General features: G+C 37.6%; 23 protein-coding genes. 9 read left to right on the forward strand and 14 right to left on the reverse strand.

All coding sequences use genetic code 11. The features are described 5' to 3' along the window. Positions 1 to 16 precede the first annotated feature (16 nt). Complete coding sequence (locus CRS_RS06275) at positions 17 to 1,075, forward strand: diphosphomevalonate/mevalonate 3,5-bisphosphate decarboxylase family protein (RefSeq protein ID WP_142723217.1); 1,059 nt, start codon at positions 17 to 19, stop codon at positions 1,073 to 1,075. A 55-nt stretch (positions 1,076 to 1,130) separates the two neighbouring features. Here CRS_RS06275 and CRS_RS06280 read toward each other — a convergent pair whose 3' ends face one another. Then, a complete protein-coding gene (locus CRS_RS06280) occupies positions 1,131 to 2,198 on the reverse strand; it encodes an endonuclease/exonuclease/phosphatase family protein (protein ID WP_228451193.1) in 1,068 nt (355 codons plus the stop codon). Positions 2,199 to 2,320: 122 nt separating this feature from the next. Between CRS_RS06280 and CRS_RS06285 the strand changes: the two genes are divergently transcribed. Both CRS_RS06285 and CRS_RS06290 read left to right on the forward strand, forming a co-directional pair. Then, entirely contained in the window at positions 2,321 to 2,758 is a 438-nt protein-coding gene (locus CRS_RS06285) for a nuclear transport factor 2 family protein (protein WP_142723219.1), read from the forward strand. A 35-nt stretch (positions 2,759 to 2,793) separates the two neighbouring features. Next, positions 2,794 to 3,171 (forward strand): VOC family protein, encoded by a 378-nt coding sequence (locus CRS_RS06290; protein ID WP_142723220.1) that lies wholly within the window; start codon positions 2,794 to 2,796, stop codon positions 3,169 to 3,171. 4 nt (positions 3,172 to 3,175) lie between these two features. Here CRS_RS06290 and CRS_RS06295 read toward each other — a convergent pair whose 3' ends face one another. Both CRS_RS06295 and CRS_RS06300 read right to left on the reverse strand, forming a co-directional pair. Further along, positions 3,176 to 3,559, reverse strand: a complete 384-nt coding sequence (locus CRS_RS06295) for a DUF1634 domain-containing protein (protein ID WP_142723221.1) — start codon at positions 3,557 to 3,559, stop codon at positions 3,176 to 3,178. Continuing rightward, positions 3,559 to 4,389, reverse strand: a complete 831-nt coding sequence (locus CRS_RS06300; RefSeq protein WP_142723222.1) for a sulfite exporter TauE/SafE family protein — start codon at positions 4,387 to 4,389, stop codon at positions 3,559 to 3,561. The genes CRS_RS06295 and CRS_RS06300 overlap by 1 nt, the downstream gene beginning before the upstream one ends. 97 nt (positions 4,390 to 4,486) lie before the next feature. On the opposite strand from CRS_RS06300, the gene CRS_RS06305 reads away from it, so the two are divergent. Both CRS_RS06305 and CRS_RS06310 read left to right on the forward strand, forming a co-directional pair. After that, positions 4,487 to 5,038, forward strand: coding sequence for a DUF1543 domain-containing protein (locus tag CRS_RS06305; protein WP_142723223.1), 552 nt, complete (start codon positions 4,487 to 4,489; stop codon positions 5,036 to 5,038). A 23-nt stretch (positions 5,039 to 5,061) separates the two neighbouring features. Beyond that, on the forward strand, positions 5,062 to 6,174 hold the full coding sequence (locus tag CRS_RS06310; RefSeq protein ID WP_142723224.1) for a 5-(carboxyamino)imidazole ribonucleotide synthase: 1,113 nt from the start codon (positions 5,062 to 5,064) through the stop codon (positions 6,172 to 6,174). 118 nt (positions 6,175 to 6,292) lie between these two features. Here CRS_RS06310 and CRS_RS06315 read toward each other — a convergent pair whose 3' ends face one another. The 3 genes from CRS_RS06315 to CRS_RS06325 all read right to left on the reverse strand — a co-directional run bounded on the left by CRS_RS06315 (position 6,293) and on the right by CRS_RS06325 (position 10,069). Beyond that, positions 6,293 to 7,105: a hypothetical protein gene (locus tag CRS_RS06315; protein ID WP_142723225.1), complete on the reverse strand. Its 813-nt coding sequence runs from the start codon at positions 7,103 to 7,105 to the stop codon at positions 6,293 to 6,295. A 270-nt stretch (positions 7,106 to 7,375) separates the two neighbouring features. After that, on the reverse strand, positions 7,376 to 9,499 hold the full coding sequence (locus tag CRS_RS06320; RefSeq protein WP_142723226.1) for a cation:proton antiporter: 2,124 nt from the start codon (positions 9,497 to 9,499) through the stop codon (positions 7,376 to 7,378). A gap of 6 nt (positions 9,500 to 9,505) precedes the next feature. Then, a complete protein-coding gene (locus tag CRS_RS06325) occupies positions 9,506 to 10,069 on the reverse strand; it encodes a hypothetical protein (RefSeq protein WP_142723227.1) in 564 nt (187 codons plus the stop codon). A gap of 156 nt (positions 10,070 to 10,225) precedes the next feature. Here CRS_RS06325 and CRS_RS06330 point away from each other — a divergent pair, with 156 nt between their 5' ends. Next, positions 10,226 to 11,155, forward strand: coding sequence for an alpha/beta hydrolase (locus CRS_RS06330; RefSeq protein ID WP_172617012.1), 930 nt, complete (start codon positions 10,226 to 10,228; stop codon positions 11,153 to 11,155). 94 nt (positions 11,156 to 11,249) lie between these two features. On the opposite strand, the gene CRS_RS06335 is transcribed toward CRS_RS06330, so the two are convergent. Further along, positions 11,250 to 12,158, reverse strand: a complete 909-nt coding sequence (locus tag CRS_RS06335) for a DMT family transporter (protein WP_142723229.1) — start codon at positions 12,156 to 12,158, stop codon at positions 11,250 to 11,252. A 187-nt stretch (positions 12,159 to 12,345) separates the two neighbouring features. Here CRS_RS06335 and purE point away from each other — a divergent pair, with 187 nt between their 5' ends. Then, positions 12,346 to 12,849, forward strand: a complete 504-nt coding sequence (gene purE / locus CRS_RS06340; protein ID WP_034699885.1) for a 5-(carboxyamino)imidazole ribonucleotide mutase — start codon at positions 12,346 to 12,348, stop codon at positions 12,847 to 12,849. Positions 12,850 to 12,902: 53 nt separating this feature from the next. Here the strand turns inward: purE and CRS_RS06345 are convergent, their stop codons facing one another. The 5 genes from CRS_RS06345 to ahcY form a co-directional block, all read right to left on the reverse strand. Further along, positions 12,903 to 14,462, reverse strand: a complete 1,560-nt coding sequence (locus CRS_RS06345) for a BspA family leucine-rich repeat surface protein (RefSeq protein ID WP_142723230.1) — start codon at positions 14,460 to 14,462, stop codon at positions 12,903 to 12,905. Positions 14,463 to 14,478: 16 nt separating this feature from the next. Further along, positions 14,479 to 16,038 carry a BspA family leucine-rich repeat surface protein gene (locus CRS_RS06350; RefSeq protein WP_142723231.1) on the reverse strand — a complete coding sequence of 520 codons (1,560 nt, stop codon included), beginning with the start codon at positions 16,036 to 16,038 and terminating at the stop codon, positions 14,479 to 14,481. Between the two features lie 338 nt (positions 16,039 to 16,376). Beyond that, positions 16,377 to 16,769, reverse strand: coding sequence for an inner membrane protein YiaA (yiaA, locus tag CRS_RS06355; RefSeq protein WP_142723232.1), 393 nt, complete (start codon positions 16,767 to 16,769; stop codon positions 16,377 to 16,379). Between the two features lie 251 nt (positions 16,770 to 17,020). Then, on the reverse strand, positions 17,021 to 17,830 hold the full coding sequence (locus tag CRS_RS06360; RefSeq protein ID WP_142723233.1) for a hypothetical protein: 810 nt from the start codon (positions 17,828 to 17,830) through the stop codon (positions 17,021 to 17,023). A gap of 102 nt (positions 17,831 to 17,932) precedes the next feature. Further along, positions 17,933 to 19,246: an adenosylhomocysteinase gene (ahcY, locus tag CRS_RS06365; protein ID WP_142723234.1), complete on the reverse strand. Its 1,314-nt coding sequence runs from the start codon at positions 19,244 to 19,246 to the stop codon at positions 17,933 to 17,935. 228 nt (positions 19,247 to 19,474) lie between these two features. Here ahcY and CRS_RS06370 point away from each other — a divergent pair, with 228 nt between their 5' ends. Next, a complete protein-coding gene (locus CRS_RS06370; RefSeq protein WP_142723235.1) occupies positions 19,475 to 20,089 on the forward strand; it encodes a 4'-phosphopantetheinyl transferase family protein in 615 nt (204 codons plus the stop codon). Here the strand turns inward: CRS_RS06370 and CRS_RS06375 are convergent. Beyond that, positions 20,070 to 22,334 (reverse strand): FUSC family membrane protein, encoded by a 2,265-nt coding sequence (locus CRS_RS06375; protein WP_142723236.1) that lies wholly within the window; start codon positions 22,332 to 22,334, stop codon positions 20,070 to 20,072. The two genes, CRS_RS06370 and CRS_RS06375, sit on opposite strands and share 20 nt — an antisense overlap. A gap of 223 nt (positions 22,335 to 22,557) precedes the next feature. On the opposite strand from CRS_RS06375, the gene blaCHM reads away from it, so the two are divergent. Then, positions 22,558 to 23,316, forward strand: coding sequence for a CHM family subclass B1 metallo-beta-lactamase (gene blaCHM / locus CRS_RS06380; RefSeq protein ID WP_142723237.1), 759 nt, complete (start codon positions 22,558 to 22,560; stop codon positions 23,314 to 23,316). Positions 23,317 to 23,455: 139 nt separating this feature from the next. Here the strand turns inward: blaCHM and porV are convergent, their stop codons facing one another. Further along, positions 23,456 to 24,619, reverse strand: coding sequence for a type IX secretion system outer membrane channel protein PorV (gene porV / locus CRS_RS06385; protein WP_142723238.1), 1,164 nt, complete (start codon positions 24,617 to 24,619; stop codon positions 23,456 to 23,458). Positions 24,620 to 24,641 lie beyond the last annotated feature (22 nt).

Below are 24,641 nucleotides of genomic sequence, written 5' to 3' on the forward strand. Positions count from 1 at the left end.
ACCTTTAAATTAAACTATGACGACACAAGAATTTATAGGAAAAGAAAATTTCACCATTCATACACAAACGGTTTCAGAGAGCTGTCCGTCTAATATTGCCCTGATTAAATATTGGGGAAAATATGTTGATCAGATTCCTGCCAATCCAAGTATCAGTTATACTTTAAATCATTGTAAAACCAATACTTCAATGGAATTTGTAGCTAATGAACCTTTTTCGGTACAGACTTTTCTGGCTGGAAATGAAGAAGTGAAGTTTGCCGAAAAAATTGAAAAATATTTCAGAAATATAGAACAGTATCTTCCATGGATTCTGAAAGGAAAATATATCATCAGAACAGAGAATACATTTCCGCACAGTTCCGGGATTGCAAGTTCTGCTTCAGGATTTGGAGCGATTGCAAAATGTCTTATGGCTTTGGATGCTTCATTCACAGAAAAAACTTCTGAAGAAGAATCTTTGAGAAAAGCTTCCTTTCTGGCAAGATTGGGAAGCGGAAGTGCATGCAGAAGCTTATACAACGGGCTTGTGGTATGGGGAGAAACTGATGAGGTAGAAGGAAGTTCTGATCTGTTCGGGGTGCAGTATCCGGATGCTGAAATTCACGAAGTATTCAAAAACTTTAACGATTGGGTGCTGTTGATTCATGAAGGGCAGAAAAGTGTTTCTTCAACGGTAGGACACGGCCTGATGAAAACCAATCCTTATGCAGAAAGAAGATTTCAGGAAGCCAGGGAAAACTTTGTTCCGATGAAAGAAATTCTGAAAAGTGGAGATATGGAACGTTTCATCAAACTGGTAGAGCATGAAGCGCTTACATTACATGCCATGATGATGATGAGTGATCCTGCTTTTATCCTGATGAAAACAGGAACACTGGAAGTAATCAATAAAATCTGGGATTTTAGAAGAGAAACAGGATATCCTCTATTCTTCACGCTGGATGCCGGAGCCAACGTTCATCTTCTGTTCCCGGATAATGGTTCTGAAGAACAGATTAAAACATTCATTGAAGCTGAGCTGTTACAGCATACCCAGAAAAATGGAGTAGTAAAGGATGTGATGAATTTCTAAAGTAAAACAGAAAAATATTCAAATAGGAGTGGGCTTGTGTCCACTTTTTTTATGCTTAATCTTCAGTGGCAACCGTTTCACGCTCACCATCTTCCTTTTTTCCTTCCTCGATCATGATTTCTGCTTCTGCTTTTTCTTCGGCAGTAGCTCTTTCAATCAGTTCTTCTTGTTCATCATTGTGATGATCTATGAAAAATTCGCAGTATACAGGAAGGTGATCTGAACCAAAACTTTCCAGGGTTTTCAGCTGTCTGATAAAGATATCTTCACTGTGAAACATCAGATCAATAGGAAATCTTAAAAGACGATACTTGGCGTGGAAGGTAGAAACAAAAGAATGTCCTACTCTCGGATCTATCAGATGACTGGTTTTTCTGAAAAGTACAGATGATCTTGACCACGCGACGTTATTGAAATCACCTGCTACAATAACAGGCTTTCTGATGTCTTTTATACGTTTGGCAGCACTCAGAAGATCACCATCCCTTTCCTTCGATGTTTCTTCCTCTGTAGGACTCGGCGGTGGTGGATGTACACCGAAGAAAACAAAAGAAAATCCATCAGCTGTTTTCATGTGAATTTCAATGCTCGGAATATCATCAGCCACAAAATAATGAGTTCTGGCTTCTTTAATGATAACCCTCGAATAAAAATGCATTCCATAGGTGTTTTCAAGAGTCACTTTATGCTGATAGGGATATTCTTTTTCCAGTGGTCTCAGTGCGGTCTCCCAATCGCTGTTACTTTCCATCGTCATGAAAAAATCCGGATTATGCTTTTTGACAAGACTTGAGAATCTTTCATATTCCTTATTGAACTGATAAACATTGGCCGAAATAAAATGTAGCTTATCAGAAGACTTGTGAAGCTGTCTGTGCTTTTTTACAGGATACAGAGGGGTATACCTAACGAGAGTCTGACCGTGGTAGACAAACAAAGCCAATAAAAAGCCCTGATAATACCATACATATTCTTTTGATTGGATCATAAGTCCAAGCAGAAAAGTGAAAATTATAAAATAAGTAACCTGTATTTTAGCAAATTCAGGAACCCTGAATATCCAGTGAGAATGCTTAATTTTTGGCAGTATAGTTATGACCAGTAAAAGTATGGTCAGAGTCATATAAATAATCCACATATAAAAAACTGAAATAATTTTGCTACAATTTAAGGAAAATGAATTTTAAAATTTATTGATCAATTTAAATTTTATTTTATCTATTTTTATTAATCTAAATCTGTTCCATGAATAAAATAATCGTATTTCTTCTTTTGATCAGTATTTCAGGTTTCGGGCAGCAGCAGGATATTGAAAAGCCTATCCGTAACCTGTTCCTTGGTATGAAAAATGCAGATCCGTTGCTGGTAAAATCTGTCTTTGCAGAAAATGCTGTACTCCAAACCATAACGAAAGAAGGTGCTGTAAAAAGTGAAAGTATACAGGATTTCATCGCTTCAGTCTCAAAATTTCCGAAAGGCGAACTGGACGAAAAAATTATCGTGGAAGCTGTTCATACAGAGGGAAAGCTGGCCAGTGTTTTTACTCCCTATTCTTTTTATTTAAAGGGGAAAATTTCACATTGCGGCGCTAACAGTTTTCAGCTGGTAAAACAGAATAATGAGTGGAAAATTCAGTATATCATTGATACAAGAAGGAAAGAGAACTGTAAAGAAATACAATAATAAAGTAGAATTCAGAAATAATTTAAAAATAAAAAATGAAAATCCATCATATTGCCATTATCTGTTCAGATTATGCTGTTTCAAAGAAGTTTTATACAGAAGTTTTAGATTTGAATATCATTCGGGAAGTATACCGTGAAGAAAGACAGTCTTATAAGCTTGATCTGGCCATCGGGGATCATTATGTGATTGAGCTGTTCTCTTTTCCTGATCCGCCTCAGCGCCCGTCACGCCCGGAAGCATGCGGCTTAAGGCATCTTGCTTTCTCCGTGGAAAATGTTACAGAAAAGCGAAATGAGCTGATAAGAAAAGGACTTGTTTGTGAAGACATCCGTATAGATGAATTCACCGGGAAAGAGTTTTTCTTTACCCAGGATCCGGATCAGCTGCCATTAGAGTTTTACGAAATGTAAAATCTTAATGAGCGTAACCGGTAAAGAAACTCACCGCCATAATGGCTAAAACAATAGAGGAAATGACTACATAGACGTAGTCTTTTTCTTTTAAATAGCCTATAAGAGCGAAAACGATCCTCATCAGAGGAGTAATAATCAATAATAGAATACCCAGCTGAATAATGGCCATACCTTCTCCTTTGCACAGGGAATCCCAGAAATGCCCCCATACCTTTTCAGAAGAAGTGCCTACCACTAGGCTGGTATATTTTTCAGGCATTTTAAAACCTTCGAAGAACAGCTTGATAAAACCAATCAATGATGTAGCTACGGATAGAATAACACCCAGTCTCAGAAGATTTCCTACCGAACGGTTCAGATCTACATCTGTAAAATTCTTTTTCATTATCTGAAACTTTTGTTGATACCGTTATACATCATATAAATCGAAAGAATAGTAATCACAATGGCAAAAAATACTTTTAATTTTTTGGTCTTTGATACCATTAGTGTTTTTGAACCTATGAAACTTCCGATGACCACTCCAATGAGTACCGGAGCTACAATGACAGGAATAATCTCTCCTCTCTGGAAATAGATCAGTGCACTTGCTACTGCCGTTACTCCGATCATGAAGTTGCTGGTGGTTGTAGATACTTTGAAAGGCAGTTTCATCATATTGTCCATTGCCAATACTTTCAATGCCCCGGATCCAATTCCTAAAAGCCCGGACATTGCTCCCGCAAACATCATCATTAAAAACCCAGGGACTGTATTTCTTGCAGAATAGCTTTTCAATACTCCCTTATCCGGAAATGTTCCGTATAGCTTCAGTTTGTCCTCAAGACTTCCTTTAACAAGAGGCTCCTGATGGTCCGGTTTTCCTTTAAGGTTTAAAATAACCGTTAAAAGAAGAATACTTGCGAAAATAATTCCGATGGTATTCGGGTTGAGCATTCCTGAAACCAGGGCGCCAATGATAGCTCCTGCCGTAGTGGCTATTTCGAGAAACATCCCGATTCTCATATTGGTAAAGCCTTCTTTGACGAAAGCAACAGCCGCACCGGAAGAAGTTCCGATCACAGAAATGAGCGAAGCACCGATAGCATAATGCATTGGAACGCCGAATCCCAGCGTTAATAAAGGAATGATAATAACTCCTCCTCCCAAACCCGTAAGTGAACCTAAAAGACCGGCGGAAATTGCACCAAGGAAGAGTATGATGATTTCTGACATACTACAAATAATGCTACAAATATAAAATTATTGTAGTAGTCTGCCAAACATTTGAAAAAGATAAATTTAACGTATTTTTGTATGCATGAAAAATCAAATGAAATTATTTTATGTCATTCTAGGGGCAACCTCTAAAGGAAGAAATATTGAGCAGCACGATGTTTTCTTCGGAATTGCAGAGAATCTGAAAGATCTTGTTCCAGATATGAGACACTTTTGGAAAGAAGCAGAAGGAAAAATTCATGTGGATTGTTATCAGGAGGTAAGATTTGCTGACGGATATGAAGTGGAGATTGTGGAAAAGGGAGAAAAACCATCTGAAGATCAACTGTTTTTTCTCAATTTGGGAGGGTATAAGCCTGGCTTCTTTGAAGAGTTCCATGAGCAGCACCTGATGGTAGGACAGTCTATGGGAGAAATTGTAAAAAGAGCAAAAGCTACCGAATTTTATCAGACCATGGGATTTGAAGGAGCGGTAAGTCATATTGATGATAAGCATGGAGTGGATATTGATGATATTTTCAATGTGAGTGATATTCTTCCTGCTCATATGAAAGAAAAATATTCTATCGTTCTTAAAAAATCTGATGCAGAAGATCAGAAAAACCCAATGGGGCTTGGTTATTTGAAAATTGATAAAATCCAATAAAAATAAATCTAATAAAATAAAAAATGAAAATAGGAATTCTGGGTGGCGGACAGCTGGGAAGAATGCTGATACAAAGTGCACTGAAATATGATGATGAGTTTTATACGCTGGATCCGGCATCTGATGCACCATGTCATAATATCTCATATTTTACACAGGGAAATTTCAATGACTATGAAACGGTTTTGAACTTCGGAAAAGATAAAGATGTTGTCACTATTGAAATAGAACATGTAAATGCTGATGCACTGGCAGAGCTTGAAAAACAGGGAATAAAAGTAGTTCCCAATGCCAATATTATCAAAACCATCCAGCAAAAGATCCTTCAGAAAGAATTCTATAAAGCTCACAATATCCCAAGTCCGGAATTTCAGGTGGTTTGGAACAGTGATGAAAAGATCATTATGCCGCTGCCATTTGTTCAGAAAATGAATACAGGCGGATACGACGGAAAAGGAGTTCAGGTGATCAGAACGGAAGAAGATTATCAGCATCTATGGACTGAAGCATCAGTTATAGAAAGCCTTGTAGACATTGATAAAGAACTTTCTGTCATTGTAGCGAGAAACGAGAAAGGAGAAACTAATATTTTTCCGGTGACAGAAATGGTTGCAGATCCTAAGCTGAATCTTTTAGATTTTAATGTATGTCCGGTTCTTCTGACAGAGGATGTTCAGAATCAGATTGATTCTATTACGGAGAAATTCCTAAACGCGGTTAATTCTCCGGGTTTATTTGCCATTGAATTATTCCTTGACAGAGAAGGAAAGGTATGGGTGAATGAAACAGCTCCGAGGCTACACAATTCAGGACACCAGAGCCAGGAAGGAAATACCAATTCACAGTTTGAGCAGATGTATCGTGTCGTAAAAAATCTGCCTTTAGCAGATACCGATGCCATCACGTACAGCGGAATGCTGAATCTGGTAGGAGCGGAAGGATATGCAGGAAAAGTAATCTATGAGGGAATGGAGGACGTTCTTAAGTTGCCTGAAACCTATATCCATTTATATGGGAAAACAGAAACCAAGCCAGGAAGAAAAATGGGACACATCAATGTCCTTGCGGATTCCAGAGAAGAGCTGATGGAAAAGCTTGTACAGGTAAAAGGAATGGTAAGAGTGATTGCTGAGTAAATCATTTATAAATATAAAAAGGAGCGGTTTTATCTTTAAAACCGCTCCTTTTTTGTTGTAATTATTCAATGTAAGCGGGCTTTAGCCCAACGCTATTGATGATTTAAATCTTTTATAATCAAGGATTTTTAACCACCTCAATATTATCCTTTTTATAATTGTATTTAATATAACTTCCTAAAGCGGTTGATAAAATAGAGAATTCTTCAAGCGATGTAAGTGGAGCATAGAGTTTAAACGTACAGATATCTGTTGCTGAAATAAAAGGACTGGTAACTAAATGACTATGGGTAGACATGGTCACTGTTCCTCCGTTTTCCAATGATGTAAAGGCAGGAATAAGCCTTGAGTGAAACTTTTTATGGGAAATGATATTCCCTTTTTTATCAGAAACAAAAAGATAATCATTACCGAACGGAATTACTCCAGACTGTACGGTACCTGATATTAAATATACCTTATAGTTTTCATTAAACGGAATAATAATCATATTAAGACTATATCCCTGTGGTACTGTTACCTCATATTTTGAGTCAGACAGCTGTGGAATAATAGTGGAACGGATATTTTTTAAAGTATTTTCGTTTTCATTAAGCCCCCTTTCTTTAAAATTTTCCTTTACAGGTTTCATCTGGTTATTTTTGAAAGAAAGTTCTGCAATAATCATATTACCGGCTTTATTAAGAAAGGAGGTTTTAATGGTGTCGTTTTTCTGGTATGTGATATAGCTTCCTATATTTTCAGCAAGTCTTTTATTACTGCCTACAAGATCTCCTGCATGCCATGATGCATTTTCATAAGAATAGAGTAGATTTCCTTCAGTTTTAATAGAATCCAGCTTCTTTTTCAGTTCTTTATCTGAAAGAGTAAGGCTTTGTGCAGAAATAATGATGGACATAAAAAGGAAGAGAAATCCAATAGTTTGTTTCATAGGTTATTTTTTCGAGCCAAAATACGAAATTCAATAGGAATAGTCTTGAGCTCGTTCGTAAATAATTATCCATTCAAATGATTTTAGCCGAAACTTAATTTTAGGTTTCGGCTAAAGCCAATTTTTTTCCTATTGTTCATATTGGGCTAAAGCCCGATCTTATTGATCTATTGATGAGTGAAATTGTTTAATGATCTAATAAAAATGATTATTCGCAGAGAAGAAACTTCCTACATCCCTCTTCCAGCTTCCATACTATCTGAATTTCTTTTATTTAAAAATCTTCTGAATTACATTTCCGATCTCCACAAAATCCCCATGATTGCCTACAGAACGTATCTCAGGACTGTTTTTGTCATACTCAGAGAAAGGGAAGATCAGAAGGTAGTTATTATCTTTCAGATTCCTGTTCAGAAGCTCCGGAATCAGTCTCATTCGTGGAATATAGGATTTCATTCCCCGTTTGGCCATCAGAATAATCAGGGCTTCATCATCTTTCAGCTGGGCAGCCGTTCTTTCCCCATCCTGCCACGTGTTCATAATGATGAATTCTGCTTCTATATTGGCTTTTTTAATAATTTTCTGAAGGATATCCAGAATATTTTCAGGAGCATAAAATACAATCGTAGCTCCGGAGTTTCTGGCAATGTTCCATACTCTCAGCAAAGCGTGGAAGAACCCGGCTTCCTTATGAGCATTTTCCGGAATCATCACAGCATATTTCTTAATAGTGGACAGAGGCTGTGCCGCATGATATACCAATACATTCACATCATCATTCTGCAGATAACCGTTATAGAGATTGTAAACGAAAGATGGAGAGAAGCCTTTTTCATCCTCCAATCCAATGATGAGATCTGTTATTTTCTGTTCTTTAATCACATTGTTTACCCCGTTGATGACATCGTTGTCATATCTTTTTAAAGCCTGTAGTTTCACATCAGCTGCAGCCGCTGCATCGGCTGCCTGGTGGAGAAGCTTTTCAGCATTCTTTACTGAAGATTCATTTTTATCCTCATTGATGACATTTAAAGCAAACAGGTCTTCTGTATTGGAATGTGCTTTAATCAGAATTCCCAGATTCACCATTCTTTCTACAGTTGCTTCGTGGTTGATTGCCAACAGAATGTTTTCTTCTTCATGGGTAGTTCCGGAAACGGTATCTTCATTATCACTTTCAGCAATTTTCTGAGCACTTGCCATCGAAATGAAGGAGGAAATGGTACACGAAACAAGGATCAACAGAATACTTCCGTTCAGTACATGTTCATTCAGTAACCTCACGGGTTCTCCGGTTTCAGTTTCTGAGAGGATAATATTATATCCTACCATTACTGAAGCCAGTGTGGCAGCTGCAGAAGCAGAACTCAGACCGAAGATCAGTTTTCCTTCCTCTTTGGTCAGTCTGAATGTTTTTTGGGTAGCCACAGCAGAAAGATATTTTCCTCCGATAGAAGCAACCAGCATAATTCCTGCTACTTCGAGGGTTTCCCAGCTTTTGAAGAACACTTTAAAATCAATCAGCATGCCCACACTGATCAGGAAAAAAGGAATAAAGATGGCATTTCCGACAAACTCAACCCTGTTCATCAGGGAAGAGGTATGAGGAATGAGTCTGTTTAAGGCCAATCCGGCAAAGAATGCTCCAATGATGGCTTCTACACCGGCCAGTTCGGCCAGCATTGCTGCAAGATAAATCATGACCAGTACAAAAATGTACTGAGAGATTTTATCATCCACTCTTTTGAAGAACCAGCGTCCTATAATCGGAAATACAATTAATACAATCAATGCAAAAACCACAAAAGACACAGATAATTTAACCCAGAATTCTGTTCCGACATCTCCCTGAGACATTCCCACAATTACAGCAAGTACCAGTAAGGCCAGAATATCTGTGATCATGGTCCCTCCAACAGTGATGTTAACCGCTTTGTTTTTTGCAATTCCCAGCTTGCTCACCAATGGATAGGCGATAAGAGTATGGGATGAAAAAAGACTGGCAAACAGAATGGAGGTCAGCATGGAGAAGTGAAGAAGGTAATATCCTCCCAGATATCCCAATACAAAGGGGACTGTAAAGGTATAGATCCCAAAGGTGAGACTTTTCCATTTGTTCTTTTTAAAGTCTCCCATATCAATCTCAAGTCCTGCCAGAAACATAATGTAAAGAAGCCCTGTAGTCCCCGTAACAACAATACTGCTATCCCTGGATAATACATTGAATCCGTTCGGGCCAATGATAGCTCCTGCGATGATAAGTCCCAGCAGATGCGGAACTTTAATTTTATTAAGCAGCAGTGGTGCTGCCAGAATGATGACCAGTACCAATAGGAACTTCAGTACCGGATCTTCTATAGGAAGACTCAGGTTATGTATACTCAGTAAAATCATAAGTGTTTATTTTGTGGAACGTACTAATTCAACAGAGAACTTGGCGGTACAGCCATCTGAGGTGATGGTTCTTGTTCCTTTGATCTTGTTGTCCGAAATATCATTGAGAAGAACGTTCATTTCTACATTCTTTTTGGCTGTAGAGTCTGTTTTAAAAGACAATCGGATCTCATTATTTTCAAATTTGCCTGTATACAGTCTTACCAGATTGTTGTTATTGATAATTTTGGTAATAGGCTGGGTGGAATCGTTATCGAACTCCCAGGTATCGGTACGCTGGTCTCCTACAGCGTAATCACTGCAGTTGGATTCTGTACAGATTACCTTTCCGTTCCATGGCCCGGAAATCTCCGCAGGCCATGTAGCGATCACCACAGAATCTTTTTTGGCAAAAATACTGTCCCTCATTTTCAGGAGCGACTGGTATTCAGACTCTTTTTTGGCAAATAGTTTTTCCTTTTCTAATAATTGTTTCTCCCTGTCCGTCAGGTTTTTTTCCTTCTCTTTATAATCACAGCTTACCAGAAGAAAAGAGGTGGCCAGAAATAAAAAAAATGTGTTTTTCAGCATAGTGTATCGGTTGAAGTATACAATATAAGGAAAATGAAGGAAATATAAAAACCCTTATGAGGCAGATTTAATTTTAATTATTTTTAATAAGTTAAAAAACAGCCGGATAGGTTAGGTAAGATTATTGTTGGTATGTTAGCATTAAAATTGAATGGCATGAAAAATATATTTCTATCATTTTTGTTTCTCAGTACTATTTTTTCAGCACAAAATACAACCGCTGTTCAGGATCAATTACCGTTTGTGAATATTTGGAAAACGATTCCGGATGGTCCTGGTCCCGGAGGTGAAACTGTCATTTCATCCAAAGGTTCTCTCACTCACATCGGCATCCCTAAACTGATCATTCATCAGCCTGCAAATCCCAATGGAATTGCCGTTTTAGTGATCAGTGGAGGCGGATATGCCCATATTGAATCAGGATCAGAAGGGTATCCTGCCTGTGAATGGCTGAAGTCCCTCGGTATTACAGCTTTTGAGCTTTACTACAGGCTTCCAGAAGAAGGATGGGGTATCAGGTCTGTTCCATTTCAGGATGCACAGCGGGCTTTACGGATCATCAGAAAAAATGCAGGGCAGTATAAAATAAACACTGATCAGATTGGTATTCTGGGATTTTCAGCGGGGGGGCATCTGGCCGGATATATTTCATCTACGTACGATATTCCTTATTATCCTCCTCAGGATGATATTGATAAGGTTTCTGCACAGCCTAATTTTACTGCAATGATCTATCCGGTAGTATCCATGCTGCCACCCAATAATAACACCCATTCATTTAAATCTTTATTAGGACAAAATTCCAATGCTCAGGATCAGGTCAGACTTTCTGTTGAAAAGCAGGTGAATGCTAAGACTCCGATTACTTTTTTGGCTCAGTCTGAAGATGACCCTGTTTCTCCAGTAGAAAACAGCATTCTGATGTATCAGGCTTTGAAGGATTATAAAGTACCTGCAGAACTGCATTTATTTCAGTCTGGCGGTCATGGCTGGGGTTTAGGGAAAAAGGCGACTAATACGGGAGAATGGACGGACATGTTTTTAAAATGGCTGAAGGTCAATAGAATTTATAATACTGATCAGTAATTTTCATAAATAGCCTATTGTTTTTTAATTGTATGACATATTTGAAAACAGTTGTTTGTGTGAATTTATTTTTATGAATTCAAATAAAACATGATTATGATTCTATCTTTTGTTTTTTAAACATGGCAGGATTGTAATTGATAACAAAAACGCCCACAATAATCAATACTGCTGCGATGATGAATTTGGCAGAAATTTTTTCATCAAGAATCAGCCAGCTTAAAAAAATGGAAATTATCGTATTGATATAAGCTAATATGGATACCTGAACCGGAGAAACTTTGGTAAGCGCATAATGAAAGGCAAAAAATGCAGCTACAGAACCGAAACAGGATAAATACAACATGGCAGAGATGCTTTTCAGGCTCCAGTTTCCGAAATTATAATTTTCTGTAAAAAGGAAAGCGAAAATGATTTGTATAACACCCGCAAATGCAAACTGATAAAAAAGGTTCAGGGAAATATTTCCGCTTTGAATATTAAGTTTTTTTGTGAAAATTGTTCCCGAAGCCCATCCGGCAATGGCAATAAATAAAAACAGAATACCAAGGGCATAGTCCGGGTTCTTAAGATCATTGATGCCATCCCAGAATATAAAAAGAATTCCGCTGAAGCACAAAACCACCCCTGCAAAAGCCCGCCAGCTGAATTTCTGAAGTCCTAAAGCCATACTTCCGAAAAATACCAGAATAGGGGAGCATGCACTTATCAGTGAAGTCAGGCTGCTTGTGACTTCCTCTTCAGCTACGGTTGTCATCCCGTTGGCAACCACAAGCATTAAAGCTGAAAAGATAAACTGATATTTCAGGTTGTTCCATCCAATCCATTTAAATTCCTTTTTATAGGTAAGAATGAGAAACATGATTATAGCAGCGAGAAATTGCCGTATCCCTGCTACAAACCATGCGGGAATGGTTTCTACCGCAACCCTTATTGATAAAAAAGTAGTACCCCAGACAATAGCAACGGTACATACAGCCAGTGTAAGTTTATAATCTTTCAATATAATGTGGTGTAACAAACAAATGTAAAGTTTTTACAGGAAAAAGAATGGGTACAGTTCTTTCAATTTTTGATGATACAGATATGAGAAAAAAAATTGTTGATTGGGCTTTGCTTATGATAAAAGAACTTCCGGCTTCCAACTTCCGTCATTATTTTCTATCTTTGGACATCTAATAAAATTGAAGATGGTAGGAATTATTATGGGCAGTCAGAGCGATCTGCCGATCATGGAACAGGCTGCAAATTTTCTTAAAAGCCTTGATATCCCTTATGAACTGACAGTAGTTTCAGCACACAGAACACCTGAAAGAATGTTTGATTATGCAAAGACGGCTCAGGAAAGAGGTTTGAAGGTAATTGTAGCAGGGGCTGGGGGAGCAGCCCACCTTCCGGGAATGGTGGCAAGCTGTACGACACTTCCGGTGATCGGAGTTCCGATCTTGTCCAGTAATTCAATAGACGGATGGGATTCTGTTTTATCTATTCTTCAGATGCCTGGCGGAATTCCTGTAGCAACGGTCGCTTTGAACGGAGCTTTGAATGCTGGGATATTGGCAGCAAAAATTTTAGGAAGCGGTAATGAAGAAGTGGCCGCAAAACTTCAGAAATATCAGGATTCTTTAAAAGATAAGGTGTTAGGAACAGTAGATGATATCAAGGCTCAGCATCCTAATCATTTTGACAAATAGTTAATCTCAGTACTCAAAATAAAAGCCTCGCTTTTCAGCGGGGCTTCTTTGTTTTATTTCTTAATGAATTTTGAAGAGAACGTAGAGTGTTTCAGGATGAGCTGCAGAATGTAATTACCTTTTGGTAAAGATCCCACATTGATCATATCTTTATTAGGATTTCCTTCCAATACCAGTCTTCCGCCTGCATCATAAATTTTATATCCTTTTATATCATCTAATCCTTCAATGTGAATATCATCCACTGCAGGATTAGGATAAAGCAGGATTTTTTTGCTGAGTTTTATCTCTGATGAAGACAGTAAGCAGTTTCCTACAGTATCTCCAGACATTATCCAGCCTTTATTGATAAGAATATTTCTTTTATCTGTTGCATTGGAAGCGTATGTCAGAGGTGTTGTATTATCTAAATCAATGTTATTGGCCGTGTTAGGATTGTCAGCCCATCCTGCCAGTGTTTTACTGAAATTTTCACAATCCATTCCTGCCCCCATCAAAGCCTGTGCACCGATAGTCAGGGAGGCCAGATTCCAGCTTGCAAGAGAGTGATTAAAGTTCGGAGTCTCTTTAAGAATCTGGTCTATTCTGGTAACTTTTGTCATATCCCAATTTTCTAAAGAATGATTAAAAGCTGTACAGCCATGAATAGCATGAGCCATATTCGTAACTTTAGAAGTATTCCAGTTGTTTAAAGATTGATTGAAGGCAGAATCAAAGTGGAACATAAAGCGGATATCTTCAAGGCTCGAGGTATCCCAGTTGTTCAGAGGCTGATTGTAGCTTGGGCAAAGAGCAAACATCCATTTCATATCAGTCACTTTCGAAACATTCCAATTGTTTACCGACTGGTTAAATATTCCTCTTCCCGCAAACATAAAACTGAGGTCAGTTGCCGATGACATGTTCCAGCTATTAAGATATGGAGAATTGAACTGATCAGGGAGGGAGGTGTTGATACTATCATACATAATAGCAAACATAAATCTGAAGTTCTTAATTGTTGAAGTATTCCAGTTCTGCATAGAGCTGGCACCCGTAAAGCTTTTTATACCATAAAACATATAAGAGGCATCTTCAACATTGCTAAGGTTAGGAATATCAGTTGCAGTGATCTGAATGATTTTACAGTGACCGAATGCACTGTTCATAGAAGTCCAGGCGATGTTTCCCCACTGTTCTATTTCCAATATTTTATCGGCACTGCCGTTGATCTGCCAGATCGGGAAGATCTGATCCGGAAGCTGAACTTCCTGTACATCGCCGAATTTTATTTGTCTGAAAATACCGTTGCCGTTGCTTACTTTTACTCTGTATTTTGCAGCATCCTTATCTCCGAATGACATCCCGAAATCAATAAAAACCTGTTTTGTGGAAGTTACACCGATCAGGCTTCCATTGTGTTGGGGAAAGCCCACTTCTTCCCAGTAAATGTCATAGTTTTCACCAATTCCGGGAAACCATATTTGTTGATCGTTAGCCTGATAGGGAGCACTTACAGTAATAGGCTGTATCACTGTAGAAGCAGGCTTCCAGATGGTGATAAATTCATTCTGGGCTTTTATCATGCATACCATCAAAATTAAAAAGACTGCCAAAAATTTTTTCAGTATCATATTGGGTACTTTATGGTTATTTCTTAATTAATTTTGAAGAGAATGTTTTTTCTTTCGTGATAAGCTGTATGATGTAGTTTCCTTTGGGTAAAGAGCTTACATTGATGACATCACTGTTAGGATTTCCTTCTTTTATGAGCCTTCCGCTTGCCTCATAAATTTTATAATTTTTAATATCACTTAGCCCTTCAATATGGATATCATCTACTGCAGGATTAGGATAAAGCGAAAGTTTTTTATTCAGCTTTACATCTGATGAAGACAATAAACAGCTTCCAACAGTATCACCTGTAAATGACCACCCTTTATTGATGAGAATATCTCTTTTGTCTGATACATTGGAAGCATATTTTAATACTGTTAAAGGACCTAATGAGATATTGTTCGCCGTATTGGGATTATCTGCCCATCCCATGAGTGTTTTACTGTAATTTTCGCAATTAAGTCCTGATAATGTTAAAGAACCGTTACCATTGATAAGAGAAGCCAAATTCCAGTTTCCTAATGGCTGATTGTAGTTTGTGGCACCATTCAGTATATGATCAATTCTCTCTACTTTAGTCATGTCCCAATTTTCTAAAGACTGATTAAAGGATGTGCAACCATGAAATATATGAGCCATATTGGTAACTTTGGAAGTGTTCCAGTTTAACGGCTGATTGAAGACAGGAATCATATGAAGCATAAAGTGCATATCTTCAAGGTTTGAGGTATCCCAGTTATCCAGACGCTGATTGAAGCTTAAACACTGGCCAAACATCCAGCTCATATCAGTTACTTTTGATACATCCCAGCTGTTAAGAGTCTGGTTAAAATGGGTTCTGTTTGAAAACATATAGCTAAGATTCGTGGCAGATGACATATTCCAGCTGTCAAGATAAGGCGGGTTGAATTGCTCTGTCAGCCCAGGTGGCGATGGTGTATCAAATAAAAGTGAAAACATAAAACTGAAATTCCGGATCTTCGAAGTATCCCAGTTTTGCATAGAGCTTGCGCCTTTAAAATTGGTAGTACCATAAAACATGAAAGAAGCATCCTCCACATTATTAAGTTTCGGAGTATCTGTGGCAGTAAGCTCCATCAGCCTGCATAGACTGAAGGCGCAGTTCATACTCGTCCATGAAATATTACCCCACTGTTCTATTTCTAGTAATTTATCTGTACTTCCATTGATCTGCCAGATGGGGATGAGTTGCTCGGGACCGGGAAATAGTTGGGATGTTCCGAATCTGATTTGTCTGAATGTACCGCTGCCATTGCTCACTTTTACCCTGTATTTTGCATCGGGTCCGTCTGAAAAGGAAGTTCCAAAATCAATAAAAACCTGCTTTGTGGAAGTGACATTGGTAAGAGTCCCGTTGTGTTGGGGGTATCCTACCTCCTCCCAGTAAATATCATAATTGTCACCAATTCCAGGAAACCATATCTGCTGAGAATTTGCCTGATAAGGAGCATCTACGTTTACGGGCGGTAAAACAGTAGACCCAGGTTTCCAGATGGTAATGAATTCATTCTGGGCTTTCACCAGGAAGACCAGCATAAAAAAAAAGAATGTTGGAATTTTTTTTAAGATCATGTTTATCGTTTTATAGGTATTAGTTTTGTCTTTGGTTACTGTTTGATAAATAGGAGAGGATAGATCCTATTGTTCATCAAAACCTGTTAGAGAATGAATATGGAATTATTAGCACTTTCCTATAGGAATTTACCGGATATATTTTTTTGTACAATGAAATGATAATATATGTAGAGAAAAGGTAAAAGTTTTTGTACATGTCATTAGTTTGTGAAATAAACATAGCTAAAATACAAAAAACTTAATATATTTTTAACTTTGTTGTAAAATTAACAGTATTTTATGTTGTTTAATAAAACTATATAAATAAAAAACTCTCCAAAATGGAGAGTTCTGCTTTATTCCTGAATCATATTATCACGTGTATTTTTCTGGACTGCTATGGCTCCGAAGAGAGCGAGCAAAAACGCAAAGGCATAAAAACCTTTTTCACTGGGAAGAATGGTTGCATTCCATAGTCCGATCGCAAGTAATACAATAGATGATAATGTTGCAAACCAACAGATCCCATAATAAATATCTGTTACCTGAATGTTTTCCAATCTGTCTCTTACCGCCTTTTGCAGTGAAACAACGGCAAATAGACCATAAAGAAGAATGGTGAAATAATACCCTTTTTCATTCAGCTGCATTTCAGCTCTTGCAAGGCCGACAATGAACCCGATCATTCCTGCTCCCAATGCTACCCATGATGCAGCGATAAATGCATTCGATACCTTTTGTTTTTTCATAGATTAATGTTTTATTTAGGAGGGCTAAGATATTCATTTTTTATAAACAGAGCCTTAGTAAAGTGGAAATATGTGTAAAATACGGACACTGTATATTTATTAATTTTTACGCTTAAACTAAAGTCCGTTTCTTTGGGTAATTATAAAAATAAACTCAGAGAACATATCAATCATCTCAGCTGCACATCACCCGAATCTCACTCTCATAACTCATCTATCATAAAAAACTCCCCAGACCGGAGAGCTTAATCTTATTGAGTGATATATTCATAGTTGTACTGAACGGAAAGGCTTCCATCAGCTTCTTTTCCGACAACCTGAACTGGTAATCCTGAACTGTTGTATTGTATAGTGTAAGTTACAGTCTGGCTTTGCTGCCATACTCCGTTATTTTTAAAGCTTATTTTTTCTACGAGATAATTATTCTTGCTTAGAGTATAAGCTCTTCCCATCATAATTTTAATATACTTATTGATATTGGTGTAAGGATTGAGCTTGTCATCATAAGAAAAATCACTTTTGTTGCTGTAAGTTATAGTTCCTCCCAATGTTGACGTTTCAGATGAAATATTATCTCCATTATAGACATACGTATCAGTCCCGGGGTTGGAACATTCAGGATTCTGACAGAGTGTGGAGGAGATCACCTGCCCGTTAGTATTATAGGTATAGGTGACTGTCCGGTTATAATTAGAGTTTGTGTAAATCGCTTTTACGTTTGTCAGCCGATCACCATTGTAAGTATAGACTGAATAATAATCTACCGTACCATCTGGCTTATAATAGTTTGTTTTTGAAGGTTTTCCGGTATTGTCATACTCGAAGGTTGAAGTTCTTCCTTCTGAAATTGTTTTGATTAATTGTCTCTGATTGTTATAACTCAAAGTTGAAACAGTTGTTTCAGGATTGGAAGGATTATCGTAATAAACGGTGGTTATCTTACTCAATAACAGCTGAGGCTGTTCGGAAGGTGTATTCGTGCCCTCATTATCATCATTGCTGCTGCAGCTGTTAAAGAATACGACTGAGCTCATGAGTCCCAGAAATAAGAATTTTTTCATGTTATTTTTTTTGTGGACAAAAATAAGAAATACTGGGTAGTATCACATAAAAAATCCCACTATCTTATCAATAGTGGGATTATATCATGTTGTATTAAGATCTTAGTATCTGTAATATTCCGGCTTGAATGGCCCTTGTACGTCTACTCCGATATAGGCAGCCTGCTCAGGAGAAAGAGTTTCAAGCTCTACGCTTAATTTCTTAAGGTGTAAAGCTGCTACTTTTTCATCTAAGTGCTTAGGAAGCGTGTATACTTCATTTTTATAAGCTGCAGCGTTATTCCATAATTCGATCTGAGCCAAAGTCTGGTTAGAGAAAGAGTTTGACATAACGAAACTTGGGTGGCCTGTAGCACATCCTAAATTTACAAGTCTACCTTCTGCAAGGATGATCACTTCTTTTCCTTCAACAGTATAAATATCAACCTGAGGCTTCACTTCAGACTTCGTATGACCATAGTTTTTGTTCAACCAAGCCATATCGATTTCATTATCGAAGTGACCGATGTTACAAACGATCGCTTTATCTTTCATTTTAAGGAAATGCTCTCCTCTTACGATATTGAAGTTACCAGTTGTAGTGATGATGATATCAGCATTGTCTACTACAGTGTCTAATCTTTTTACTTCATAGCCGTCCATAGCTGCCTGAAGCGCACAGATCGGATCAATTTCCGTAACGGTAACAATAGAACCCGCTCCTCTGAATGAAGCAGCAGTCCCTTTACCTACATCTCCATAACCGCAAACTACCACTCTTTTTCCGGCTAACATTACGTCTGTAGCTCTTCTTACCGCATCTACAGCAGATTCCTTACATCCGTATTTGTTGTCGAATTTAGATTTGGTTACTGAATCATTTACATTGATTGCAGGCATTACTAAAGTTCCGTTCTTCATTCTTTCATACAGCCTGTGTACTCCTGTAGTGGTTTCTTCAGAAAGCCCTTTAATATCTTTTGTTAATTCAGGGTATTTATCAAAAACCATGTTTGTTAAATCTCCACCATCATCCAGAATCATGTTTAATGGTTTTCTGTCTTCACCAAAGAATAAAGTCTGCTCAATACACCAGTCAAATTCTTCTTCGTTTAAACCTTTCCATGCGTACACCGGAATTCCTGCAGCAGCAATAGCAGCAGCAGCGTGATCCTGTGTAGAGAAAATATTACAAGATGACCAGGTAACTTCAGCTCCTAAAGCTACCAAAGTCTCGATAAGCACAGCCGTTTGGATGGTCATGTGAAGACATCCTGCGATTCTTGCTCCTTTCAGTGGCTGAGACGGACCGTATTCTTCACGGATAGACATCAGACCAGGCATTTCTGCTTCAGCAAGGGTAATTTCTTTTCTACCCCATTCTGCAAGGGAGATATCCTTAACTTTATAAGGAAGGTATTGTGTTGTAGTACTCATATGTAATGAATAATTTTAAATTCAATTGATAATGAAAGGCAAAATTACGATTAATAATTAAGATATAAAAACGACAGATCAACTTAACATCTATGAGATTCAACATGAAATTCTGAAGCATGGAAGAAAGTTCTCGCTATGATTAATCTTTATACACTTCAAGCCACCTCCATCCTTCATCTTTTTTCGAATGATTTCTTTTCACTATTTTTGTCCAATAAAAAAACAATGCCCCTTTACCGAGATTTTTCAGATGATAATGCCACCATCCTTGTTTGGAAGTATGATGAAAGTGAAGAACTTGATATCAATGAACTTCTGGAACCTGAAAATGTAGAAAAAGTAAAAGATTATCATCCTAAAAAATTGCTGGAAGTTCTGATGGTGCGTAAGCTTCTAAAAGGGTTGAAGCCTGGTTCTAAAATCTTATACAAAGAGAGAGAGCCTTTTCTTTCTCCATATGATGCAGAAATTTCCATTACCCATTCTTTTCCCTTTGCCGCAATTGCCATTTCTAAAAGCAAAATAGGAATTGATATTGAAAAATTTAATCCTAAGATTTTAAGGGTCATTGATAAGTTTACCTACGAAAATGAGCGTGGGTTTATTCCTGAAGATAAAGCAGATACCTTTTATACTATCATATGGAGTGTGAAGGAAAGTATGTACAAAATTCATCATTCAAAGTACTGGTCGTTAAAGAAAAACTATGAAGTAAAGCCTTTTGAGCTGAAGCATCTTCATAAAATAAGCTGCAGGGTATATGATGATCAGTTTTCTGATGAATTCAAAGCCAGGGTAGAGTTTTTTGATGATTACTGCTTTACGATTGTGGAGGAGTAGGGGTTGTTTCGTTTCTGTACTTTTCGATCACTTTTCTCTGTTCTTTCGCTACATCGTAGATCAGTTCCAGAATATCCTGGATATTTTTAAGCTCTGTCAGGTGTGATATCTTATCAGGATCTCTTCTGTCTGTAATATCATTTTCCTCAATCTCAGTTTTTCTTTTCAGCAGCATGTCTTCAATGGAAGAATCTTCAGGCTCAAGACGGCTTTCCATTTTCAGTGTTTCATTGATATCATTTCCGTTGAGAAGGGCAGAAGTTTGCTGCATCTCTGCTTCAATCTTTCTGCTCCAGCTTTCAGCATCTATTTCCGGATACTGCTCATTGCTTTTGGAATATTGAGACAGGGAAGCGGTGTATGCTGTAATAAGATGTGATGTTGCTACAAACTGATGGACAACTTCCAGTTTTTTCTGCTGGTTTTTAGGGTCAGAAATCATCCTCTGGAAATTATCGGAAAGGTTGGCTAAAGAAATGATGGCATTCTTTCGCTTTACCTTATAATCTTCAAGGTCAAAATTTCCCTTCAGAAATTTTGAAATCACACTCTGGAAGTAGATGAGGTTATCTGTTGCGGACTTTTTCATCAGGTCCAGATTTTGTGTATGTTCCCAAACGGGCAATACAATGTAAGATACCACAAAAGCGATAATTCCGGCAATAGCCGTATCAACAATTCTGTCTTTAAAAATAATATTGACTTTCCCCGGATTCAGAAAATTAAAGCTGAGGAAAATATAGATGGTCATGAATAAAACTGCCCAGAAATACCGCCCTTTTAAAAAACTGAAACACATGATCATACTGATAAGCAGGATAGCGAATAGCAGTCCGTTGATATGTATGAAATACAGAATGGCATAAGCAATAACAGCTCCTGCAATGGTTCCGTAAAGACGAAGAAGATTTCTCTGCTTGGTAATGGAATAGGCAGGTTTCAGAATAGCTGTAATGGTGATTAATATCCAGTAGGTATGCCCCAGTCCCAGAAAATCAAACATAGAAAAAAGATATCCTAACAGCAATGCGGTTGTAATTCTGATTGCATGGCGGAAATGGGATGATGATAAGGAAATATTATTTCTTAATACCTTAGCGTTAAGCTTAGGTTCATTGGGCATAAATTTCCTTAAGTCCAGTCCTGTAGATAAACTTTTTGCCAGCTTTATATCCTGTGAAAACACTTTGTAGATTTCGTTGATTTCTTTGGTAATCTCATAAATACGCATCAGGATCTGTCGCAGGATCATGAAGTTTTCAAGGTTATCAGGAGAAAGCTGCTTATTTCTGAGTTCGAAATAATTATAATTAAGATTCTTTAATTCCAGTTCGAGATTGAACATAGGTTTTGCTCTTGTACCGCTTTGAAGAGCAATTCCAATATTGGTAATCTCTTCTGCCAAAAGATTAAGGTAATCATGAATATTGACCAGGATCATACTTTCTTCAAAGCTCTGCTGTAACTTTTGATAATCGCTTTCAGAGGTCATCAGCTTTTCATGAAGGTCCATAGAATTCAGGAACATCAACATCAGTAAACGGCTGGTTGTTGTAGATTCATTGACGATTGTTCTTGTTTTAAAAACTGTTTCCCTGGTGTCTTCCTGCAGGTTTTTTATTTCAATCTGCTTGGCAATAACCTGAGTGGTCAGCCTATTAAAATCCGGATTTTTCTGGTAATAACTGGCTTTGATCTTTAAAAATTCGGCAAGCTGAAGATAATTTTCTCCAATCATCTGGCTTGCCAGTTTATAAGGACGAATTGTTGTTACAATAAGGAATATGAGTAAAAACCATGTACAGCCGGAAGCAAATATCAGCAGGCTTTTAAAGATATTATTTCCTGTAAGATGTCCGTCAATAAAGATAGCGAGTACAACAAGGGATAGTGAACCTACTGCAGCCAGTCTTTGTCCGTAAACTCCGATAAGGGAAAAAAACATCCCAAATACGATGATTTCAAGAAGTACCAGTATCTTGATGCTCATCACGAGACTGGCAATGAGCGCTACCAATACAAAACTGCAGATTGCAAAGGTAAGAGCATTTCTTCTGCGGATGAAAGGGCCTGGCTGATCTGTGAGAGCTACAAAGCTGGTTCCGAGTGGGAATAGAAAATATTCCATTAAGATCCCAAAGTGAGCGAGAACTAAACATGGCAGAACAGTAGCTAATGTAATTCTGATCGCAGAATATACATACTGACTGGTTACGAATTTTTTGAGTTCCGCTGAATAGTTCATACTACAAAAATAGCTATTGAATTTAAGAAAATCGCCATAAAAAAGATACTTTTATCAACTTAAATGTTATATTTTTTTTAAGTAGGTTATTGTATCATTTAAAATAAACTGACAGATGAAGCAGATTCATAATGTATTGCTTGACCAGTTTTAACACAACAGCTAACAAATCTTGTTCCATGAATTCTTATCTTAGATTATCTCAATTTTAAATAATAGTTTTATGAAATTCATTATTAAAAATGTATGCATCATTTTGTGTTCTTTTATCATTTTAAGTTGTAGTTCACAAAACAAGAACAGTTTTAAAGCAAAGAAAATTTATGAATCAAAAGACTTGGTTATCACTCAGATTTCGGAAAATTCTTTTATACATACTTCTTTTAAACAGACGAATGATTTCGGGAATGTGCCCTGTAATGGACTGATTGTAAAAGATCACAACGAAACTATTGTTTTTGATACTCCTACTCAGGATAAAAGTTCAGAAGAGCTGATACGATGGATCAATGAAAAGTTGCATGCTAAGATCAATGCAATTATTCCAACCCATTTTCATGATGACAGTTTAGGAGGATTGATGGCTTTTCATAAACATAATATTCCCTCTTATTCATATGCTAAAACAATTGAATTAGCCAAAGAGAATAATTTTGTCATTCCTGAGAATGATTTTAATGATTCGTTGGTTCTGAAAGTGGGAGATAAAGATGTTACAGCGAAATTTTTCGGAGAAGGTCATACCAGAGATAATGTTGTAGGGTATTTTCCAGGTGAAAATATTTTGTTTGGAGGCTGTTTATTAAAGGAGCTTGAGGCAGGTAAAGGATATTTGGGAGATGCTAATATTTCTGCATGGTCCAAAACCGTTAAGAAAGTTAAAAAAGAATATCCCAATGTGAAGGTTGTAGTTCCGGGGCATGGAGATTATGGAGATGGAAAGCTCCTTGATTATACCATTGATTTATTCAAAGGTCAATAGTGAATTTTTGCTTTGCAAAGTGAATGGTGAATGATTGCAGTCTGTAAAAGAAATTGACAAGCGAAATGGATTGACGATTGACAATTAATAAAAAAGCCTCATTACAAAGTATGAGGCTTTTTTATTGCTGTTGTTTTTTTTAACGATCTACGTTGGATGTTTCGTCTCCAATGTTCCAGGTAAGACCGAAACGGAGTGTATTATCCAGTGCACTGTTGATTTTGGACATATTGATCAGATAGGAAAGATCCAATCCGAAAGAGCGGTATTTTAACCCGACACCTGCTGTAGCAAACTGTCTTGCTCCCTGCTCTTCACTTTCATGGAAGTAACCTCCTCTTACAGAAAATGCATTGTCATAAGAATATTCTAAAGCACCACTGTACATGATACTGTTTTTATTTTTGAAAGATTTTCCGATACCAGCCATAGGTCCTACGTTCGGGATCTGGTAAATAGGCTGTCTTGTATTCGGGTCTATTCCTGCGTATTCTGATCCGGGAACCAAAAGTTTTGAACCTTCCACAGAAATTCCGATTCTGTTCATATCATCCAGGTACATGTCATATCCAACCCCTAATCTTGCCATGGTAGGAAGATAAGATCTTGATTCTTCATTTCCTGTATAATCCAGTTTAGGACCTAAATTCTGAATAGCTAAACCTGCATTCACTTTACCATCATATCCACCGATACTGGAGAATCTTGGAGAGTTATAATATGCTGAAACGTCTACCGCAAAACTGTTAGCCGCTTTAAGTGTAGTATCTGTGTTGAATCCTCCGGCTAAATCTGAACGGATGAATCTTCCGGTAACAGCTCCGGAGAATGAATCAGAAAGCTTCAAGGCATAGGCAACGTCAATTGAGAATTCGTTTGGTTTTGATGTACCCATTGAAGCAATTTCTGTACCCACCAACTGAGTCAGGTCTACCTGTCCCATATTGAAATAATAGATACTCGCGGAAATTGTAGATCTTTCTTCCTGCCCCAGAAACTTATGGAACGAAGCATATAATAAGAATACATCATTGGTAAGTTTTCCCATGTAAGGCGTATAGTTAAGACCTACGGAAGAACTTGACCTGCTGAAAGGGTATTTAGCCGCATTCCAGAATTGTGAAAATGCATCCGGAGAGGTTACCACCCCCTGATCTCCCATACCTCCTGATCTCGCATCAGGTGCGATTCTTAAGAAAGGAGCTCCGGTAAGAACTGGGTTTACTTTACCTAAATCTTGCGAATAGCCTAAAAAACCAGCACTCAAACCAAATCCTAAAAGCAGTTTAGTAGTTAAATTCATATGTTGTCTTTTATATATTATC

Source organism: Chryseobacterium sp. ON_d1, assembly GCF_006829085.1.
In the GTDB taxonomy this organism is placed as follows: Bacteria; Bacteroidota; Bacteroidia; order Flavobacteriales; family Weeksellaceae; genus Chryseobacterium.